We start from the raw sequence: 16,713 nt of genomic DNA, 5'->3' as shown, positions 1-16,713 counted from the left end.
GTACGGGCGGAGCATCCGGCGAGGAGGAGGGGGACGTGAGCGAGACGAGCGCGGAGGCCGTGGAGGCTGTCGCGGGCGCCACCGCCGTCACGACCGGGAACTGGCGCCTCGCCGGCATCGCCGGCGCCGCGATAGGCGTGGTCGCGGCGGGCGCCGCGGCCGGTGTCGCCCTCGAACGGATGACGGTCGGCCGAGGCATGCGCCGCAAGGCCCGGCTCGCCCTCGACTCGACCGGCCCCTACGGAACGCTCCGCGGCACGCCCGGCAAGGCCTACGCGGACGACGGCACCGAGCTGTACTACGAGGTCGACGACGCGGAGCCGGAGGGCGGTCCCGCACCGCGCCGCCGGAGGCTCTTCGGCCGTAAGGCCCCGGCCCCGGTCACCGTCGTCTTCAGCCACGGCTACTGCCTCAACCAGGACTCCTGGCACTTCCAGCGGGCCGCCCTGCGCGGCGTCGTCCGGACCGTCTACTGGGACCAGCGCAGCCACGGCCGCTCCGGGCGCGGGCTCGCCCAGGCGGACGGCACACCCGTCTCCATCGACCAGCTCGGGCGCGACCTCAAGGCCGTGCTGGACGCGGCCGTGCCCGAGGGGCCGGTCGTCCTCGTCGGGCACTCGATGGGCGGCATGACGGTGATGGCCCTCGCCGACCAGTTCCCCGAGCTGATCCGCGACCGGGTCGTCGGCGTGGCCCTGGTCGGCACCTCGCCCGGGCGGCTCGGCGAGGTCAACTTCGGACTGCCCATCGCGGGCGTCAACGCTATACGTCGCATACTTCCCGGGGTGCTGAAGGCGCTGGGGCAGCAGGCCGAGCTGGTGGAGAGGGGGCGCAGGGCCACCGCCGACCTGTTCGCGGGGATCATCAAGCGGTACTCGTTCGCCTCCCGTGACGTCGACCCGGCCGTCGCCCGGTTCGCCGAGCGGATGATCGAGGCGACGCCGATCGACGTGGTCGCCGAGTTCTATCCGGCGTTCACCGACCACGACAAGACCACGGCTCTGGCCCGTTTCGCCGATCTTCCGGTGCTGGTGCTGGCCGGGGTCCAGGACCTGGTGACACCGAGCGAGCACAGCGAGGTGATCGCCGATCTGCTGCCCGACGCCGAGCTCGTGCTCGTGCCGGACGCCGGACATCTGGTGATGCTGGAGCACCCCGAGGCCGTCACCGACCGCCTCGCCGACCTCCTGACACGCTCGGGAGCGGTCCCCGCAGGGGCTACCGTGGGGGGCTATGGAAGCACCAGCACCGCACAGCCCGGCTGAGTCCCCGCTGCCGGGCGTCACCGCCGAGTTCACCGTCACCTCCCCCGAACAGATGCAGGAGTTGGGCCGCCGTCTGGCCAAGCTGCTGCGCGCCGGCGACCTCGTGATGCTGAACGGCGAGCTGGGCGCGGGCAAGACCACGCTGACCCGCGGCCTCGGTGAGGGGCTCGGGGTGCGCGGCGCGGTCACCTCGCCGACCTTCGTGATCGCCCGGGTGCATCCGTCCCTCGTGGACGGCGCGCCGCTGGTCCATGTGGACGCCTACCGGCTGGGCGGCGGGCTCGACGAGATGGAGGACCTCGACCTCGATGTCTCGCTGCCGGACTCCGTGGTCGTCGTGGAGTGGGGCGAGGGCAAGGTCGAGGAGCTGACGGACGACCGGCTGCACGTGGTCATCCACCGGGCGGTGGGGGACACGACGGACGAGGTGCGCCACGTCACCCTCACGGGAATCGGACACCGCTGGGCGACGGTGGACCTGGCCGTCCTGTCGGCCTGAGGCCGCACCCGCCAGAAGCGCTGAAGCCGCCCCCACCGAAGCCCTGAGGCCGCCCCCACCGAAGCCTTGAAGCCGCCCCCGCCCAGGCCCTGAGAGGCCTCTCAGGGCCGCGGGACGCGCGTTCGTATTTTCGGTCGAACATGCCGACAACTCGTCGGCAAGGTGTTGCGCCGCAGGTGCCGGGCGTGGTCACATGGACATGAGTCCGTGGTTAGGGCTGCCTAACCACGCCCGCCCCGGCGAGTCCAGGAGGCGTCCATGCCGGCTTCAGAGCGCGACGAGGCGCCGCGGCGTGTCGCGGCCGGGGCGGCCGGAGTGTCGATGCGGGACCTGCTGGCGGCGTGCGCCGCGGCGAAGACCGTCTCGACCCCGCCGCGCGACCCGGATCCCGCACCGAAGGCGACCCCGGCGACCCCTGGGACCGAGGTGACCGAGGCGCCCCGCAGGGCCGCGTAGAGCCCCCGAGAGCGCCGGAGCACGGCCCGCGCGTAGCCGAAGAAGCCCGAAGAGGCCGATGAAGGTCCCTACGGGACGACGACGACCTTCTCGTCGGTCGTCGCGAACTCCCACACCGCCGTGCCGTCCGCACGGGACTCGCGGATTCCGCCCAGCTTCCTCGAGGCGTCGGGCTTGGCCGTCGTACCGTCCACGGCCGCGCTGAAGCCGATCACCACGCCCTGGTTCATCGCGAATCGCACGATGTGCTCGACCGCCGTACCGTCCGAACCGTTTCCGGCGGCGGTCCGGGTGGTCACCTTGTACGTGCCCGGCAGCGGGTCCACCGTCCCCGGCGTGACCTTGAACGTGCGCTGCACCTTGTTGTCCTGGCCGACCAGCCACACCCGGTCGTCGTCGAGCGCGTACACGACCCGCTCGCCCGTGCCGGAGGCTGCGGGCAGCGCCGCCGGGTTCTTCTTGGCCCGGGGAGGCTTGGCCGGGGCCGAGCTCTTCACCTGCGGCTTCCCCAGCGTGTCGGGCACGTGCGCCGACGCCTGGTAGGCGAGGAAACCGACCATGGCGACGGCCGCCACGGTGAGCCCGGCCACGATTCCCGAGCTGCTCCTAGCCACCCTGTGCCCACCTCTCGACCCCCGCACGCGGAAGCAGTGCGTCGCTCGGACCACCACTCGTACGACGACGTATCCGTTCGTTGATCGATCCGTCGTACTTCTTCGCTGTGACGGTAGCAGCAGGCGCGTGCCGGACCGGCCCGGCCGTGCGTCGGGCGCGGGCGCCGTAGGCTGTTTGCGTGCTCTTGCTCGCTCTGGATACCGCCACCCCCGCCGTCACCGTCGCCCTGCACGACGGCACGTCCGTCGTCGCCTCGTCCACCCAGGTCGACGCGCGGCGGCACGGGGAACTGCTGCTGCCTGCCGTCGACCGGGTCCTCGCCGAGGCGGACACCCGGCTCGACGCCGTCACCGGCATCGTCGTGGGCGTGGGCCCCGGCCCCTACACCGGGCTGCGTGTCGGTCTCATGACCGCCGACACCTTCGGTCTCGCGCTCGGGGTGCCCGTGTACGGCGTGTGCACCCTCGACGGTCTCGCCTACGCCTCCGACCTGGAGGTGCCCTTCGTCGTGGCCACCGACGCACGGCGCAAGGAGGTCTACTGGGCGCGGTACGACAACGCCCGGACCCGGGTGACCGACCCCGCCGTGGACCGTCCCGCGGACATCGCGGAGCAGGTCGAGGGCCTGCCCGCCGTCGGCGCCGGCGCGCTGCTGTACCCGGACACGTTCCCGCAGGCCCATGAGCCCGAGCATGTCTCGGCGGCCGCGCTCGCGTCCCTGGCGGCGGAGCGGCTGGCGGCGGGCGAGGAACTGGTCGCGCCCCGCCCGCTGTATCTGCGCCGCCCCGACGCGCAGGTGCCGAAGAACTACAAGGTGGTCACCCCCAAGTGACCGGGCCCGTGACACCTGTGCTGCGCGAGATGCGCTGGTGGGACATCGACCCCGTCCTGGAGCTGGAGAAGGAGCTCTTCCCTGAGGACGCCTGGTCGCGGGGGATGTTCTGGTCCGAGCTCGCGCACGCCAGGGGAGCGGAGGCGACCCGGCGGTACATCGTGGCGGTCGACGGCGAGCGCATCGTCGGCTATGCGGGGCTGGCCGCCCAGGGCGACCTGGCCGACATCCAGACCATCGCTGTGGCCCGCGGCCTGTGGGGCACGGGACTCGGCGGACGGCTGCTGACCGAACTGCTGCGGGCCGCCACCGCGTTCGAGTGCGCCCAGGTGATGCTCGAGTGCCGGGTCGACAACGTGCGCGCACAGAAGCTCTACGAGCGCTACGGCTTCGAGCCCATCGGGTTCCGACGCGGCTACTACCAGCCGGGAAACGTCGACGCCCTGGTGATGCGCCTGACCACCTCGCCCGACAGCGGCTTCGCTGCGGGCCCCCCTTCAGCACGAGGAACCGACAACAATGGCTGACGAACCCCTGGTCCTGGGGATCGAGACCTCCTGCGACGAGACCGGCGTCGGCATCGTCCGCGGCACCACCCTTCTCGCGGACGCCATCGCCTCCAGCGTCGACGAGCACGCGCGCTTCGGCGGCGTGGTCCCGGAGGTCGCCTCCCGCGCACATCTGGAGGCGATGGTGCCGACCATCGACCGCGCGCTGCAGGAAGCGGGGGTGAGCGCGAAGGACCTGGACGGCATCTCCGTCACCGCCGGGCCCGGGCTCGCCGGTGCGCTGCTGGTCGGCGTCTCGGCGGCGAAGGCGTACGCGTACGCCCTGGGCAAGCCGCTGTACGGCGTGAACCACCTCGCCTCCCACATCTGCGTGGACCAGCTGGAGCACGGCGCGCTGCCCGAGCCGACGATGGCGCTGCTGGTGAGCGGCGGGCACTCCTCGCTGCTGCTCTCCACCGACATCACCGCGGACGTACGGCCGATGGGTGCGACCATCGACGACGCGGCGGGCGAGGCCTTCGACAAGATCGCCCGCGTGCTGAACCTCGGCTTCCCCGGCGGCCCGGTCATCGACCGGTACGCCCGGGAGGGCGACCCGGAGGCGATCGCGTTCCCGCGCGGGCTGACCGGTCCGCGCGACCCCGCGTACGACTTCTCCTTCTCCGGCCTGAAGACGGCCGTGGCCCGCTGGATCGAGGCGAAGCGCGCGGCGGGCGAGGAGGTCCCGGTGCGTGACGTGGCGGCCTCCTTCCAGGAGGCGGTGGTGGACGTGCTGACCCGCAAGGCGGTGCGGGCCTGCAAGGACGAGGGCGTCGACCATCTGATGATCGGCGGTGGAGTGGCGGCCAACTCCCGTCTGCGCGCCCTGGCCCAGGAGCGCTGCGAGGCGGCCGGCATCCGGCTTCGGGTGCCCCGTCCCAAGCTGTGCACCGACAACGGCGCGATGGTCGCCGCGCTCGGCGCGGAGATGGTCGCCCGCGGACGGGCCGCCTCGGACTGGGATCTGTCGGCGGACTCGTCGCTGCCGGTGACGGACCCGCATGTGCCCGGCCAGGCGCATGCCCACGACCACGTCCACGAGATCAGCAAGGAGAACCTGTACTCGTGACGGTCGCGCTGATGTGGGAGGCCCGGGCGGTGGCCGGGCGGGGCGAGGACCTGCTGGCCTGGGCGCGGGCCCAGGAGCTGGTGCCCGCGCCGCTGCGGCGCGAGACCCTCCGGGCTCCCCAGGACCGGGTGCTCGTCATCACCTGGTGGGACGCGGACCTCGCCGCCACCCTCCCCGAACTGCCCGAGCCGGACGGCGAGCTGGTGACCCGCGCGGTGCACCGCTGGCGTTTCGAGTCGGTCGACGGCGGCTGAACGGCCCCGAGAAAAAAATCTTCGAAGAATTCCGGCGACCATGTCGATCCGGGCGCCGTCCGATCGACGCACAGGTGAGAGGCGGGGACAGGCCCCGCCGCTTCCGGATCGAAGGAGTCACCATGCCCCGCTATCTGTCGCTCGTACGGATCGACGAGTCCACCGCCCCCGCCGAGGGCCCCAGCCCCGAGCTGATGCAGCGGATGGGCGAGCTGATCGAGGAGGTCACCAAGGCCGGCGTGATGCTCGACACCGCCGGGCTCACCCCCTCCGCCCAGGGCGCCACCGTGCGCTGGGAGGGCGGGAAGCTGTCCGTCACCGACGGGCCGTTCACCGAGTCCAAGGAGGTCGTCGGCGGCTACGCGATCATGCAGTGCAAGGACATGGCCGAGGCGGTGGAGTGGACCAACCGGTTCCTGAAGGTGCACGAGGAGCACTGGACCGTGACCTGCGAGGTGCGGGAGATCGCCGAGGGCTGACCGTTCCTTGGCCTACGCCCGGCAGGGGTGTTGCATGGTGGGCTGTGGAACAGCAGCCCACCGCCGCCCCCGCCGGCCATGCCATCGAGACCGTCTTCCGTCTGGAGTCGCCCCGGGTGGTCGCGGGAGTCGCCCGTATCGTCCGGGACGTCGGGATCGCCGAGGAACTGGCCCAGGACGCGCTGGTCGCGGCCCTGGAGCAGTGGCCCCGGGACGGCGTGCCGGACAACCCGGGCGCCTGGCTCATGGCCACCGCCCGGCACCGCGCCGTCGATCTGGTCCGCCGCCGGGAGCGCTACGCCCGCAAGCTGGCGGAGATCGGCCGGGACCTGGAGACCACCGCGGCGCCCGAGGAGCCCGCGGATCCCGACGACATCGACGACGACCTGCTCCGCCTGGTCTTCACCACGTGCCATCCGGTGCTGTCGGCCGAGGCCCGCACCGCCCTCACCCTGCGGCTGCTCGGCGGTCTGACGACGGCCGAGATCGCCCGCGCGTACCTCGTCCCGGAGCCGACGATCGCCCAGCGCATCGTCCGCGCCAAACGCACGCTGGCGACGCGGAACATCGCCTTCGAGGTCCCGTACGGCCCCGACCGCGCGGCCCGGCTCGGCTCCGTGCTGGACGTCATCTACCTGATCTTCAACGAGGGTTACGCGGCCACCTCCGGCGACGACTGGCTGCGGCCCTCCCTGTGCGAGGACGCCCTGCGCCTGGCACGGATCCTGTCCTCCCTCATGCCGAAGGAACCGGAGGTGCACGCGCTGACCTCGCTCCTGGAGTTCCAGGCGTCCCGCGCCCCCGCCCGCACCGGGCCCGACGGCGCCCCCGTCCTCCTCAGGGACCAGAACCGCCGCCGCTGGAACCGCATGCTCGTCGCCCGCGGCATCAACGCCCTGGCCCGCGCCGAGGCGACCGCCACCGGCACGCCCGGCCCGTACGCCCTCCAGGCGGCGATCGCCGCGTGCCACGCGCACGCGTACACCTACGAGGAGACGGACTGGACCGCCATCGCCACCCTCTACGGCCTGCTCGCCGTCCGGTCCCCGTCCCCCGTCGTGGAGCTGAACCGCGCGGTCGCCGTGTCGCACGCGGAAGGTCCCGGACCGGCCCTGGAGATCGTCGACCGGCTGACCGCCGAACCCGCCCTGCGGGACTACCACTTGCTGCCGAGCGTGCGCGGCGATCTGCTGGCCCGGCTGGGCCGCCCGGCCGAGGCCCGCGCCGAGTTCGTCCGTGCCGCCTTCCTGGCCCGCAACGAACGCGAACGGGAACTCCTCCAGGCCCGCGCCCGGGAGTGCGGCTAGGCGGCCGTGAGCCCCTCAGGCCGGGTGCCCCAGCAGCATCGTCGGTGCTCCCGCCACCCGGGTCAGGAACACGGTCACCGCGTGGGGGCCGTGCGGCTTGGGCAGGACCTTGCGGCGCAGTTCCTCCGGCTCCACTGCCGAGCCGCGCTTCTTCACGGTCAGCACCCCGACCTCCCGCTCCCGCAACAGGGCCTTCAGCTTCTTCACGTTGAAGGGGAGGTGGTCGGTGATCTCGTAGGCGGTGGCGTAGGGGGAGTCGTGCCGCGCGTCCGCGGTCACGTACGCGATCGTCTCGTCGATCAGCCCGCCGTCCAGTTCCTCGGCCGCCTCCGCCACCAGATGGGCGCGGATCACGGCGCCGTCGGGCTCGTAGAGATAGCGGCCGAGCGGGCGCACCGGCGGATCGGGGAGGCCGCGGCCGCGCAGCTCGCGGGGGCCGGGCAGCAGGGTGGCGCGGACGAGACCGGGTTCGGTGCCGAACCACAGCACCGCCTCCTTCACGTCCCCGCCGTCCGAGATCCACTCGGCCTCCGCCTCCGCGGGCACCGCCTCGTGCGGGATGCCGGGCGCGACCTTCAGCGCGGCGCGCGGCGCCTTCAGGGCCGCGGCCACGGCCCAGGACAGCGGGGGTGAGTACGCCTCCGGGTCGAAGATGCGGCCGCGCCCGCCGCGCCGGGCCGGATCCACGAAGACGGCGTCGTACGACGCCACGTCCACCCGCGTGACATCGGCCTCGCGCACCTCGATCAGCGCGGACAGACCGAGCGCCTCGGCGTTCGCCCGCGCCACCGCCGCGGTCAGCGGGTCGCGGTCCACGGCCAGCACCCGGACGCCGGCCCGGGCGAGCGCGATCGCGTCGCCGCCGATGCCGCAGCACAGGTCGGCGACGGAGGTCACACCCATCGCCCGCAGCCGCTGCGCCCGATGGGCGGCGACCGTCGTCCTGGTCGACTGCTCGACGCCGTTCGGGGTGAAGAACATCCGCTGTGCGTCCTCGGCCCCGAACTTCGCCGCCGCCCGCTCGCGCAGCCGCGCCTGGGTGAGGGCCGCCGACACCAGTTCGGCGGGGTGCTCGCGGCGCAGCCGGGTGGCGACGGCCAGCTCCTCGGCCGGGGCGGTGCCGCGCACCTCGTCGAGGAGGGCGCGGCCCTCGGGGCCGAGGAGGGAGTCGAGGGAGAGGTCGTTCACGGGGCCATTGTCGGCCAGTCGGTGGATGGCGTGCGTCCGGCCGCGGTGTCGGCCCGCCGCGGCCCGTGTCGGCTGCGAGGATCCGACACCATGCGGCTCGTACGACAAAATGAACAAAAGCGTGCGAACGGTGACATGAGAAGACTCCCGAAGAAGGCCACGGGCGAGGGGTGCGTGACGGCACGTCCGGAGGGCCACCCGTGAGGGGGCGGCGCCCGGTGCGGGCGATGCTCGCCGGAGCGCTCGCCGCCGCGCTGCTGTCCGGCTGCGCCCAGTCCGTCGACCCCATCGAACGGCTGGGCCTGAAGGCTGCCCAGCGGGTCCACCCCATGCACAGCCACCACGGCCGGGCCTACCGGCGCTGGGGCCTGCCCGCGCCGCTCGCGCCCGCGCCCCGGCCCGACCGCCCCGCGGGCCGGGCGGACGAGCACCTGCCGCCGGTGCTCGACCGTGTCCCCACCCATGACAAGGTCGTCTTCCTGACCTACGACGAGGGCGTCGAGAACGACCCCCGGTTCATCGACATGATCCGCGAACTGCGGCTGCCGGTCAGCGTGTTCCTCACCGACAGCAGCATGAGGCCGGGCTACGCGCGCGTCTCGCGGCTGCGGGCCGCCGGCGCGGTCGTCCAGAACCAGGCCCTGCACGACGTCGCGTTGCGCGGCCGCCCGTACGACGAGCAGCGCGCGGAGATCTGCGGCCAGCGCGACCGGCTGAAGGCGCGGCTGGGCGCGCCGACCCGGCTGTTGCGGCCGCCGCAGGGCAGATACGACCGTACGACGCTGGAGGCCGCGGCGGACTGCGGCGTCAAGGCGCTGATCCTTTGGCGCCCCGTCCGGGGCCTGGGGGCCGGCCGCCGTGGCCGGGGTGTGACTCCCCACTCGGGGGACATCGTCCTCGCCCATGAGCCGGGTCGCCCCCTCGCCTCGCTGACCGTCGAGACGGCCCGGCTTCTGCGCCGTATCCAGGCAAGGGGGTTCACGGTCGGGCGCCTGGAGGACTACCTGTAGGCCGGGCCCGGACACTCTGGTCACACGCCGCGCCACCGGCAATTGGCACTCCGCTTGACCGAGTGCTAATCGCGGTCATAGTCTCGGCCCTGGCACTCCCCACTGGAGAGTGCCAATACGCGACGGGCAGGTCCGGCACCCGCGACGACGGATCCACCTGGTCGCCACCTCAGACAGTTAACCCCGTGAGATCTCCGAAGGGGGAGGTCGGATCGTGACGACCACCAGCTCCAAGGTTGCCATCAAGCCGCTCGAGGACCGCATCGTGGTCCAGCCGCTGGACGCCGAGCAGACCACGGCCTCTGGCCTGGTCATCCCGGACACCGCGAAGGAGAAGCCCCAGGAGGGCGTCGTCCTCGCCGTGGGCCCGGGCCGCATCGAGGACGGCAAGCGCGTCGAGCTCGACGTCAAGGTCGGCGACGTGGTGCTCTACAGCAAGTACGGCGGCACCGAGGTGAAGTACAACAACGAGGAGTACCTCGTTCTCTCGGCTCGCGACGTGCTCGCGATCATCGAGAAGTAATTCACCGAAGCAGACTGCTTTGAGCTGCGCCCCTGGCCCCGCGACCGTTGATCAGCCGGGTGTCGGGGGCGCTGTTCGTTTTTCACCGCGATGGCGGCTGCTCCCCGGGAGCGGCCGGGGATCGCAACGAGAGGACTGAAACGCTCCATGGCGAAGATCCTGAAGTTCGACGAGGACGCCCGTCGCGCCCTCGAGCGCGGCGTCAACAAGCTTGCCGACACGGTCAAGGTGACGATCGGCCCCAAGGGCCGCAACGTCGTCATCGACAAGAAGTTCGGCGCTCCGACCATCACCAACGACGGTGTCACCATCGCCCGTGAGGTCGAGGTCGAGGACCCGTACGAGAACCTCGGCGCCCAGCTGGTGAAGGAGGTGGCGACCAAGACCAACGACATCGCGGGTGACGGCACCACCACCGCCACCGTGCTCGCCCAGGCGCTGGTGCGCGAGGGCCTGAAGAACGTCGCCGCGGGTGCTTCCCCGGCCGCCCTGAAGAAGGGCATCGACGCCGCCGTCGCCGCGGTCTCCGAGGACCTGCTGGCCACCGCGCGTCCGATCGAGGAGAAGTCCGACATCGCCGCCGTCGCCGCGCTGTCCGCCCAGGACCAGCAGGTCGGCGAGCTCATCGCCGAGGCGATGGACAAGGTCGGCAAGGACGGTGTCATCACCGTCGAGGAGTCCAACACCTTCGGTCTGGAGCTGGACTTCACCGAGGGCATGGCCTTCGACAAGGGCTACCTGTCGCCGTACTTCGTGACGGACCAGGAGCGCATGGAGGCCGTCCTCGACGACCCCTACATCCTCATCACCCAGGGCAAGATCGCCGCCATCGCGGACCTGCTGCCGCTGCTGGAGAAGATCATCCAGGCCGGCGCCTCCAAGCCGCTGCTGATCATCGCCGAGGACGTCGAGGGCGAGGCCCTGTCCACCCTCGTCGTGAACAAGATCCGCGGCACCTTCAACGCCGTCGCCGTCAAGGCCCCCGGCTTCGGCGACCGCCGCAAGGCGATGCTGCAGGACATGGCGATCCTCACCGGCGCCACTGTCATCGCCGAGGAGGTCGGCCTCAAGCTCGACCAGGTCGGCCTGGACGTGCTGGGCTCCGCCCGCCGCGTGACGGTCACCAAGGACGACACCACCGTCGTCGACGGCGGCGGCAAGTCCGAGGACGTCGTGGGCCGCGTCGCCCAGATCAAGGCCGAGATCGAGACCACGGACTCCGACTGGGACCGCGAGAAGCTCCAGGAGCGCCTCGCGAAGCTGGCCGGCGGCGTGTGCGTGATCAAGGTCGGCGCCGCCACCGAGGTGGAGCTGAAGGAGAAGAAGCACCGTCTGGAGGACGCCATCTCCGCGACCCGCGCCGCGGTCGAGGAGGGCATCGTCTCCGGTGGTGGCTCCGCGCTGGTGCACGCCTCCAAGGTGCTCGAGGGCGGCCTCGGCAAGCAGGGCGACGAGGCCACCGGTGTGACCATCGTCCGCCGCGCGGTCGTCGAGCCGCTGCGCTGGATCGCCGAGAACGCGGGCCTCGAGGGCTACGTCATCGCCTCCAAGGTCGCCGAGCTGGAGAAGGGCCAGGGCTACAACGCCGCCACCGGTGAGTACGGCGACCTGATCAAGGCCGGCGTCATCGACCCGGTCAAGGTCACCCGCTCCGCTCTGGAGAACGCCGCCTCCATCGCCTCCCTGCTGCTCACGACCGAGACCCTGGTCGTCGAGAAGAAGGAAGAGGAGGAGCCGGCCGCCGCCGGTCACGGTCACGGTCACTCCCACTGACGGCTGATCCTTCTGAGCCGGCCGAGGCCCGGCGCCCTGGGAACGGGGCGCCGGGCCTCGGCGCGTTCCGCCGCCGGTCCCCCGAGGGGCGAGGCCGGAGCCCTCAGTCCTCCAGCGCGTCGAGCGCGCCGAGCTGGTCCATCAGCCCCAGCTGGTCGTACTGCCACCAGATGTCGGCGATCTTCGCGTCCGGCCCGAACCGGAACAGAGTCATCCCGGTCATGGTGACCCGCCGTCCGGTGGGCGTGATCCCGAGGAACTCGCCCTTGTGCGTGGCGTTCCAGGTCCACCGTGCGCAGACCCGCTCGCCCTGCGCGATCAGGTCCTCGGTGGTGAAGGTGAAGTCGAAGGCGTCCCGCCACATCCGGCACTCGCGCCGGATCGCGTCCAGTCCGATGGTGTCCTGCCGGTTGACGGGGTCGTGACTGTGGCAGTCCTCCGTGATCAGGTCGTTGAGCGGCGGCAGTTCACCCGCCGTGGAGAGCGTGTCGAAGAAGCGCCGCACGGCGTCGGTCCACAACTGCTCGTCGCGCACCACGTCGAGATCCATGAAGACGGGCATCTCGTCGCACAGGGCGACCATCTCCTGGTAGATCCTGCCGGTCTCGGGCAGGTTCGAGTTCCGCATCGCCTCCTCGTATGAGGGGAACTCCACGAGTTCGACGAAGTGCGACCCGTCGGACCGGTCTCTGCCGACCAGGTCGTGCGTGGCCGTGCGTTTCCCCCGGGTCTGTTCGACCCATGCGTCGATCAGCCGGTTCATCTCCTCGAACCGGTCCGTCCTGCACTCGATGAGCTGTACGAAGGTCATGACGTCGCCTCCGGCGCGCTGCGTCCGGCTCGGTCATGGCCATTTTCGCACCGGAGCGGCGAGGCCACCTCCGCCCGTCATCTCCGTACGGAGCATCCGCCCGTCACTGCGGCCCGTACTTGCGCCCCGTCCGGGAGCTGATTCCGCCGAGCAGCGCGCGCGGCGTCACCTTCGCCAGGCCCATCAGCGCCTTGTAGCGCGGGTCCGGGATCGACAGCGTCTTGCCCCGCGCCAGGTCCGCGAGCGCCGAGGCGACCAGCTTGTCGGCGTCCAGCCACATCCAGCCCGGGATGTTGTCCGTGCCCATCCCGGCCCGCTGGTGGAACTCCGTGCGTACGAAGCCGGGGGCCAGCGCCATCAGCCGTACGCCCGACCCGACCAGGTCCCGGGCCGCGCCCTGAGTGAACTGCACGACCCACGCCTTGGACGCGCCGTAGGTGCCGCGCGGGACGAACGCCGCCACCGAGGCCACATTCACGATGCCGCCGCGCCCGCGGGTGCGCATGGCCTCGGCCGCCGCGCTGGTCAGCCGCAGCACGGCCTCGCAGTGCACCTTCAGCATCCGCAGCTCGTCGGCCATCGGCACCTCGAGATAACGGCCCTTGTTCCCGAAGCCCGCGTTGTTGACGAGCAGGTCTACCGGGTTCCTGAGGTCGGACACGCGCGTGGCCACCGCCTCGATGCCCTTGTCGGTGGCCAGGTCCGCGGTGAGTACCTCCACCTCGATGCCATGACGGTCGTGCAGTTCCGTCGCCTGCTCGCGCAGCCGCTTGGTGTCGCGTGCCACGAGGACGAGGTCATGGCCGTCGGCGGCGAGGCGCCGTGCGAACGCGGCGCCGATGCCCGCGGTCGATCCCGTAATCAGAGCCGTTGTCATGCGCCAACGATAGTGACCCGGACTGACGGAGTCCGCCCGCCGGACCGGGGATTTCACCGGCTCCACCGCCAACGTCCGCACATCTCGCGTCAGTTCCCGGAGGCCTGCTCGCGCGCATACCGACGAGCCGCCGCCGTGCTCTCCGAGTGCAGCGCATCGGCCGCCGCCAACAGACGGGGCAGCAGGTGCCGTTCCGTCGTCGACGCCCGGAACTGGAGGGCGACCGTGATGTCGTGGCCGGGCCGGTGCACGATCTCCACGGGATCGCCGACCTGTATCTCACCTGGCGTGATCACCCGCAGATACGCGCCGGGGGCGCCCTGCCGCGTGAACCGTCTGACCCAGCCGCGCTCGCCCAGATGCTCCTGGAAGGTGCGGCACGGTACGCGCCCAGAGGTCACCTCCAGCACCACCTCGGGTCCGATGCGCCAGCGCTCGCCGATCCGGGCGCCGGACACGTCGAGCCCCTCGGTGGTGAGGTTCTCGCCGAAGGAGCCGTTCGGCAGCCGGCGGCCCAGCTCCTGCTCCCAGGCGTCGAGGTCCTCGCGGGCGAACGCGTACACCGCCTGTTCGTCGCCGCCGTGGAACCGCAGATCGCACACCGCGTCCCCGGCGACCCCGCTCGCGCCGGTCCCCTTGGGCCCGGGCGCCGACACCCGCACCGGTCCGTCCACGGGCTGCTTGTCGATGCCGGTGAGCCCCTCGGCCTGGTCGGTGTAGTCGACGGACCGGGGCCGGCCCAGGTTTACAGAAACAAGCTTCATGCCCGCACGGTAGGGGAGCGGAGGTCAAAGCGTCGACGTGATTTGTGCCGCTGTCCCCAAGATGCGCTTATGCTCACAGGGTGATCGAGGCCCGTCATCTCCGCGTGCTGCGCGCCGTGGCCACCACCGGTTCCTTCTCGGGGGCGGGGCGCGAGCTGGGCTGCACCCAGCCCGCCGTGAGCCAGCAGATGAAGGCGCTGGAGGCGTCCGTCGGCACACCCCTGCTCATCCGCACCGGCCGCGCGATACGCCTGACCCAGGCCGGCGAGGCGCTGGTACGGCACGCGTCGGGCATCCTCGCCGGGCTGACCGCCGCCGAGGAGGAGGTCGCCGCCATCGCGGGGCTGCGGGCCGGCCGGGTCCGTCTCGTCTCCTTCCCGAGCGGCAGCTCCACGCTCGTCCCCACCGCGCTGGCCGCCCTGCGCGCCGCGCACCCGGGCACCCGGGTCTCCCTGGAGGAGGCCGAACCGCCGGAGTCCGTCGAGAAGCTGCGCGCGGGCGACTGCGATGTGGCGCTCGCCTTCCGCTACGAAGGCGCGGCGGGTGCCGAGGAGTGGGACGACCTGTTCGTGCGCCCCCTGCTCGGCGACCGGCTGGTCGCCCTCGTCCCCGAGGGGCACCGGCTGGCCCACGCGCAGTCGGTCGCCATCGGTGAACTGGCCGGGGAACCGTGGATCGCGGGCTGCCCGCGCTGCCGGGGACAGCTCGTGGAGGTGTGCGAGAGCGCCGGTTTCGCGCCCCGTATCGACTTCGCGACCGACGACTATCCGGCGGTGGTCGGGCTGGTGGGTGCCGGGCTCGGGGTGGCCGTGTTGCCGCAGCTCGCGATCGAGTCGGTACGGCCGAGGGGAGTGCGCCCGGTGGCGCTGGAACCCGTGGTGCGGCGGGAGATCGTCGCCCTGACTCTGCCGGATCTGGCGCACGTCCCGGCGGTGGCGGCGACGCTGGAGGAACTGGCGCGGGCGGCCGTGCGCTAGCCCGATCCGCGAAGGGGGCCGCCTGTCATGCGGCCCGGCGGCACCCCGGGAGACCCGGCGTACCCCAAAAATGGGCACGCGCGTGCGTGCCCGTCATACAAAAACGTTCCTTCAGTTGTTCGAGGCGGCGGAGCCCCCGCTGGAGGTCGAGGCCGGTACCAGCCGGTTCCGTGCTCGCCCCATGAGCTCTTCGCGCTCGTCCTCGGTCAGTCCGCCCCATACGCCGTACGGCTCGCGCACCGCCAGTGCATGAGCTGCGCACTCGGCGCGTACGGGGCACCTCATGCAGACCTCTTTGGCCGAGTTCTCACGAGCGCTCCGGGCCGCCCCGCGTTCTCCCTCGGGATGGAAGAAGAGCGAGCTGTCGACCCCACGGCAGGCCGCATGGAGCTGCCAGTCCCACAGATCCGCGTTCGGACCGGGAAGGCGGGAGAAATCTGCCATTGCGTGTCCCCTTGTTGCCGTTTTGGGCGGATACCTGCCCCTGACCGTACATCGACGATCTAAGGATATGAAAATATGACTCATTGCGAATCTAGCCCTAGACACCAGCAAACGGGAAGAAAAGCGGCTAAATGGGGCATGGGTTGTGATGAAAGTTCGAGGGGCCCGCCGCGCATGTATGCACCGTGTCCGTGCCCTCACGTACAGTGCCGAAGACGAGTGGCTGCACCGTAACTCTTTCGAGTGACCATCGTTGAGAGTGCGGAGGCGGTTGAAACAACAAGCGCTCGGGCAGGCGTCCGAGGGCGTCGACCGCTCAGGTGACGATTCGTAACAGCCTGGAGGCTCAAGGTGACGCGCATCAGCTGCGGAGGGCGGTCATGACATCCGTCCTCGTCTGCGACGACTCCCCGCTTGCCCGAGAGGCGCTCCGCCGTGCGGTGGCGACCGTGCCCGGTGTCGAGCGCGTGACGACGGCGGCCAACGGCGAGGAAGTCCTCCGCCGCTGGGGTGCCGACCGTTCGGACCTGATTCTGATGGACGTACGCATGCCCGGTCTGGGCGGCGTCGAGACCGTGCGGCGGCTGCTGTCCGCCGACCCCGGTGCGCGCATCATCATGCTCACCGTCGCGGAGGACCTGGACGGGGTGGCGCTCGCGGTCGCCGCCGGCGCGCGCGGCTATCTGCACAAGGACGCCTCGCGCGCGGAACTGCGCGCGACCGTCACGCAGGCGCTCGCCGACCCGACCTGGCGGCTCGCCCCGCGGCGGCTGCGCTCGGCCGAGATGGGCGCCGCGCCCACGCTCACCGCGCGTGAGATCCAGGTCCTGGAGGGCATGAGTCACGGCCGCTCGAACGCGGAGATCGGCCGTGAGCTGTTCCTCTCCGAGGACACGGTCAAGACGCATGCCCGTCGGCTGTTCAAGAAGCTCGGCGCCTCGGACCGTGCGCACGCCGTGGCGCTCGGTTTCCGATGGGGTCTGGTCCGCTAAGTGGACCACCGCGGGGGTACGCAGATCCCC

Annotated in this window: 20 protein-coding genes; 14 read left to right on the top strand and 6 right to left on the bottom strand. The window is 71.6% G+C overall.

Features of this window, described 5'->3' with window-relative positions; translation table 11 throughout:
• The first annotated feature begins 35 nt into the window (after window positions 1-35).
• The 3 genes from ACFYX0_RS01140 (at window position 36) to ACFYX0_RS01130 (ending at window position 2,220) form a co-directional block, all read left to right on the top strand.
• The gene (locus ACFYX0_RS01140) at window positions 36-1,265 is read left to right on the top strand and encodes an alpha/beta fold hydrolase (RefSeq protein WP_388964993.1); all 1,230 of its coding nucleotides are present in this window, start codon (window positions 36-38) and stop codon (window positions 1,263-1,265) included.
• Complete coding sequence (gene tsaE / locus ACFYX0_RS01135; protein ID WP_388964991.1) at window positions 1,234-1,764, top strand: tRNA (adenosine(37)-N6)-threonylcarbamoyltransferase complex ATPase subunit type 1 TsaE; 531 nt, start codon at window positions 1,234-1,236, stop codon at window positions 1,762-1,764. Before ACFYX0_RS01140 ends, tsaE begins: the two co-directional genes overlap by 32 nt.
• A 258-nt stretch (window positions 1,765-2,022) precedes the next feature.
• Window positions 2,023-2,220: a hypothetical protein gene (locus ACFYX0_RS01130; protein ID WP_388964988.1), complete on the top strand. Its 198-nt coding sequence runs from the start codon at window positions 2,023-2,025 to the stop codon at window positions 2,218-2,220.
• Between the two features lie 68 nt (window positions 2,221-2,288).
• Here the strand turns inward: ACFYX0_RS01130 and ACFYX0_RS01125 are convergent, their stop codons facing one another.
• Complete coding sequence (locus ACFYX0_RS01125; RefSeq protein WP_355909357.1) at window positions 2,289-2,834, bottom strand: hypothetical protein; 546 nt, start codon at window positions 2,832-2,834, stop codon at window positions 2,289-2,291.
• A gap of 179 nt (window positions 2,835-3,013) precedes the next feature.
• Between ACFYX0_RS01125 and tsaB the strand changes: the two genes are divergently transcribed.
• From tsaB to ACFYX0_RS01095, 6 genes are all read left to right on the top strand, one after another.
• Window positions 3,014-3,667 (top strand): tRNA (adenosine(37)-N6)-threonylcarbamoyltransferase complex dimerization subunit type 1 TsaB, encoded by a 654-nt coding sequence (gene tsaB, locus ACFYX0_RS01120; RefSeq protein ID WP_388964986.1) that lies wholly within the window; start codon window positions 3,014-3,016, stop codon window positions 3,665-3,667.
• Window positions 3,664-4,194 carry a ribosomal protein S18-alanine N-acetyltransferase gene (gene rimI / locus ACFYX0_RS01115; RefSeq protein WP_388964983.1) on the top strand — a complete coding sequence of 177 codons (531 nt, stop codon included), beginning with the start codon at window positions 3,664-3,666 and terminating at the stop codon, window positions 4,192-4,194. The genes tsaB and rimI overlap by 4 nt, the downstream gene beginning before the upstream one ends.
• On the top strand, window positions 4,187-5,284 hold the full coding sequence (tsaD, locus tag ACFYX0_RS01110) for a tRNA (adenosine(37)-N6)-threonylcarbamoyltransferase complex transferase subunit TsaD (RefSeq protein ID WP_388964981.1): 1,098 nt from the start codon (window positions 4,187-4,189) through the stop codon (window positions 5,282-5,284). The genes rimI and tsaD overlap by 8 nt, the downstream gene beginning before the upstream one ends.
• Window positions 5,281-5,538 carry a hypothetical protein gene (locus tag ACFYX0_RS01105; protein ID WP_388964979.1) on the top strand — a complete coding sequence of 86 codons (258 nt, stop codon included), beginning with the start codon at window positions 5,281-5,283 and terminating at the stop codon, window positions 5,536-5,538. The genes tsaD and ACFYX0_RS01105 overlap by 4 nt, the downstream gene beginning before the upstream one ends.
• 122 nt (window positions 5,539-5,660) lie before the next feature.
• Complete coding sequence (locus tag ACFYX0_RS01100; protein WP_388964977.1) at window positions 5,661-6,017, top strand: YciI family protein; 357 nt, start codon at window positions 5,661-5,663, stop codon at window positions 6,015-6,017.
• 44 nt (window positions 6,018-6,061) lie between these two features.
• Complete coding sequence (locus ACFYX0_RS01095) at window positions 6,062-7,324, top strand: RNA polymerase sigma factor (protein ID WP_388964974.1); 1,263 nt, start codon at window positions 6,062-6,064, stop codon at window positions 7,322-7,324.
• Window positions 7,325-7,339: 15 nt separating this feature from the next.
• On the opposite strand, the gene ACFYX0_RS01090 is transcribed toward ACFYX0_RS01095, so the two are convergent.
• Window positions 7,340-8,512, bottom strand: coding sequence for a methyltransferase domain-containing protein (locus ACFYX0_RS01090; protein ID WP_388964971.1), 1,173 nt, complete (start codon window positions 8,510-8,512; stop codon window positions 7,340-7,342).
• A 227-nt stretch (window positions 8,513-8,739) separates the two neighbouring features.
• Here ACFYX0_RS01090 and ACFYX0_RS01085 point away from each other — a divergent pair, with 227 nt between their 5' ends.
• The 3 genes from ACFYX0_RS01085 (at window position 8,740) to groL (ending at window position 11,818) form a co-directional block, all read left to right on the top strand.
• A complete protein-coding gene (locus ACFYX0_RS01085; RefSeq protein WP_355909436.1) occupies window positions 8,740-9,522 on the top strand; it encodes a polysaccharide deacetylase family protein in 783 nt (260 codons plus the stop codon).
• Between the two features lie 214 nt (window positions 9,523-9,736).
• Complete coding sequence (gene groES / locus ACFYX0_RS01080) at window positions 9,737-10,045, top strand: co-chaperone GroES (protein WP_234513400.1); 309 nt, start codon at window positions 9,737-9,739, stop codon at window positions 10,043-10,045.
• 147 nt (window positions 10,046-10,192) lie between these two features.
• Window positions 10,193-11,818 (top strand): chaperonin GroEL, encoded by a 1,626-nt coding sequence (gene groL / locus ACFYX0_RS01075; RefSeq protein ID WP_311691090.1) that lies wholly within the window; start codon window positions 10,193-10,195, stop codon window positions 11,816-11,818.
• A 103-nt stretch (window positions 11,819-11,921) separates the two neighbouring features.
• Here groL and ACFYX0_RS01070 read toward each other — a convergent pair whose 3' ends face one another.
• From ACFYX0_RS01070 to ACFYX0_RS01060, 3 genes are all read right to left on the bottom strand, one after another.
• Entirely contained in the window at window positions 11,922-12,629 is a 708-nt protein-coding gene (locus ACFYX0_RS01070; protein ID WP_388964968.1) for an ester cyclase, read from the bottom strand.
• Window positions 12,630-12,732: 103 nt separating this feature from the next.
• The gene (locus ACFYX0_RS01065) at window positions 12,733-13,506 is read right to left on the bottom strand and encodes an SDR family NAD(P)-dependent oxidoreductase (RefSeq protein ID WP_388964965.1); all 774 of its coding nucleotides are present in this window, start codon (window positions 13,504-13,506) and stop codon (window positions 12,733-12,735) included.
• 89 nt (window positions 13,507-13,595) lie between these two features.
• Window positions 13,596-14,270, bottom strand: a complete 675-nt coding sequence (locus tag ACFYX0_RS01060; protein ID WP_388964962.1) for an MOSC domain-containing protein — start codon at window positions 14,268-14,270, stop codon at window positions 13,596-13,598.
• An 80-nt stretch (window positions 14,271-14,350) separates the two neighbouring features.
• Here ACFYX0_RS01060 and ACFYX0_RS01055 point away from each other — a divergent pair, with 80 nt between their 5' ends.
• Window positions 14,351-15,247 (top strand): LysR family transcriptional regulator, encoded by an 897-nt coding sequence (locus ACFYX0_RS01055; RefSeq protein ID WP_388964959.1) that lies wholly within the window; start codon window positions 14,351-14,353, stop codon window positions 15,245-15,247.
• A gap of 111 nt (window positions 15,248-15,358) precedes the next feature.
• Here ACFYX0_RS01055 and ACFYX0_RS01050 read toward each other — a convergent pair whose 3' ends face one another.
• On the bottom strand, window positions 15,359-15,691 hold the full coding sequence (locus ACFYX0_RS01050) for a WhiB family transcriptional regulator (protein WP_310765088.1): 333 nt from the start codon (window positions 15,689-15,691) through the stop codon (window positions 15,359-15,361).
• A 380-nt stretch (window positions 15,692-16,071) separates the two neighbouring features.
• Between ACFYX0_RS01050 and ACFYX0_RS01045 the strand changes: the two genes are divergently transcribed.
• Complete coding sequence (locus tag ACFYX0_RS01045; RefSeq protein ID WP_003948568.1) at window positions 16,072-16,683, top strand: response regulator transcription factor; 612 nt, start codon at window positions 16,072-16,074, stop codon at window positions 16,681-16,683.
• Window positions 16,684-16,713: the final 30 nt, after the last annotated feature.

Source organism: Streptomyces sp. NPDC002573, assembly GCF_042889625.1.
Lineage (GTDB): Bacteria > Actinomycetota > Actinomycetes > Streptomycetales > Streptomycetaceae > Streptomyces > Streptomyces gibsoniae.
Note: the sequence above shows the minus strand (reverse complement) of the source record. Positions and strands in the feature narration are given on the sequence as shown.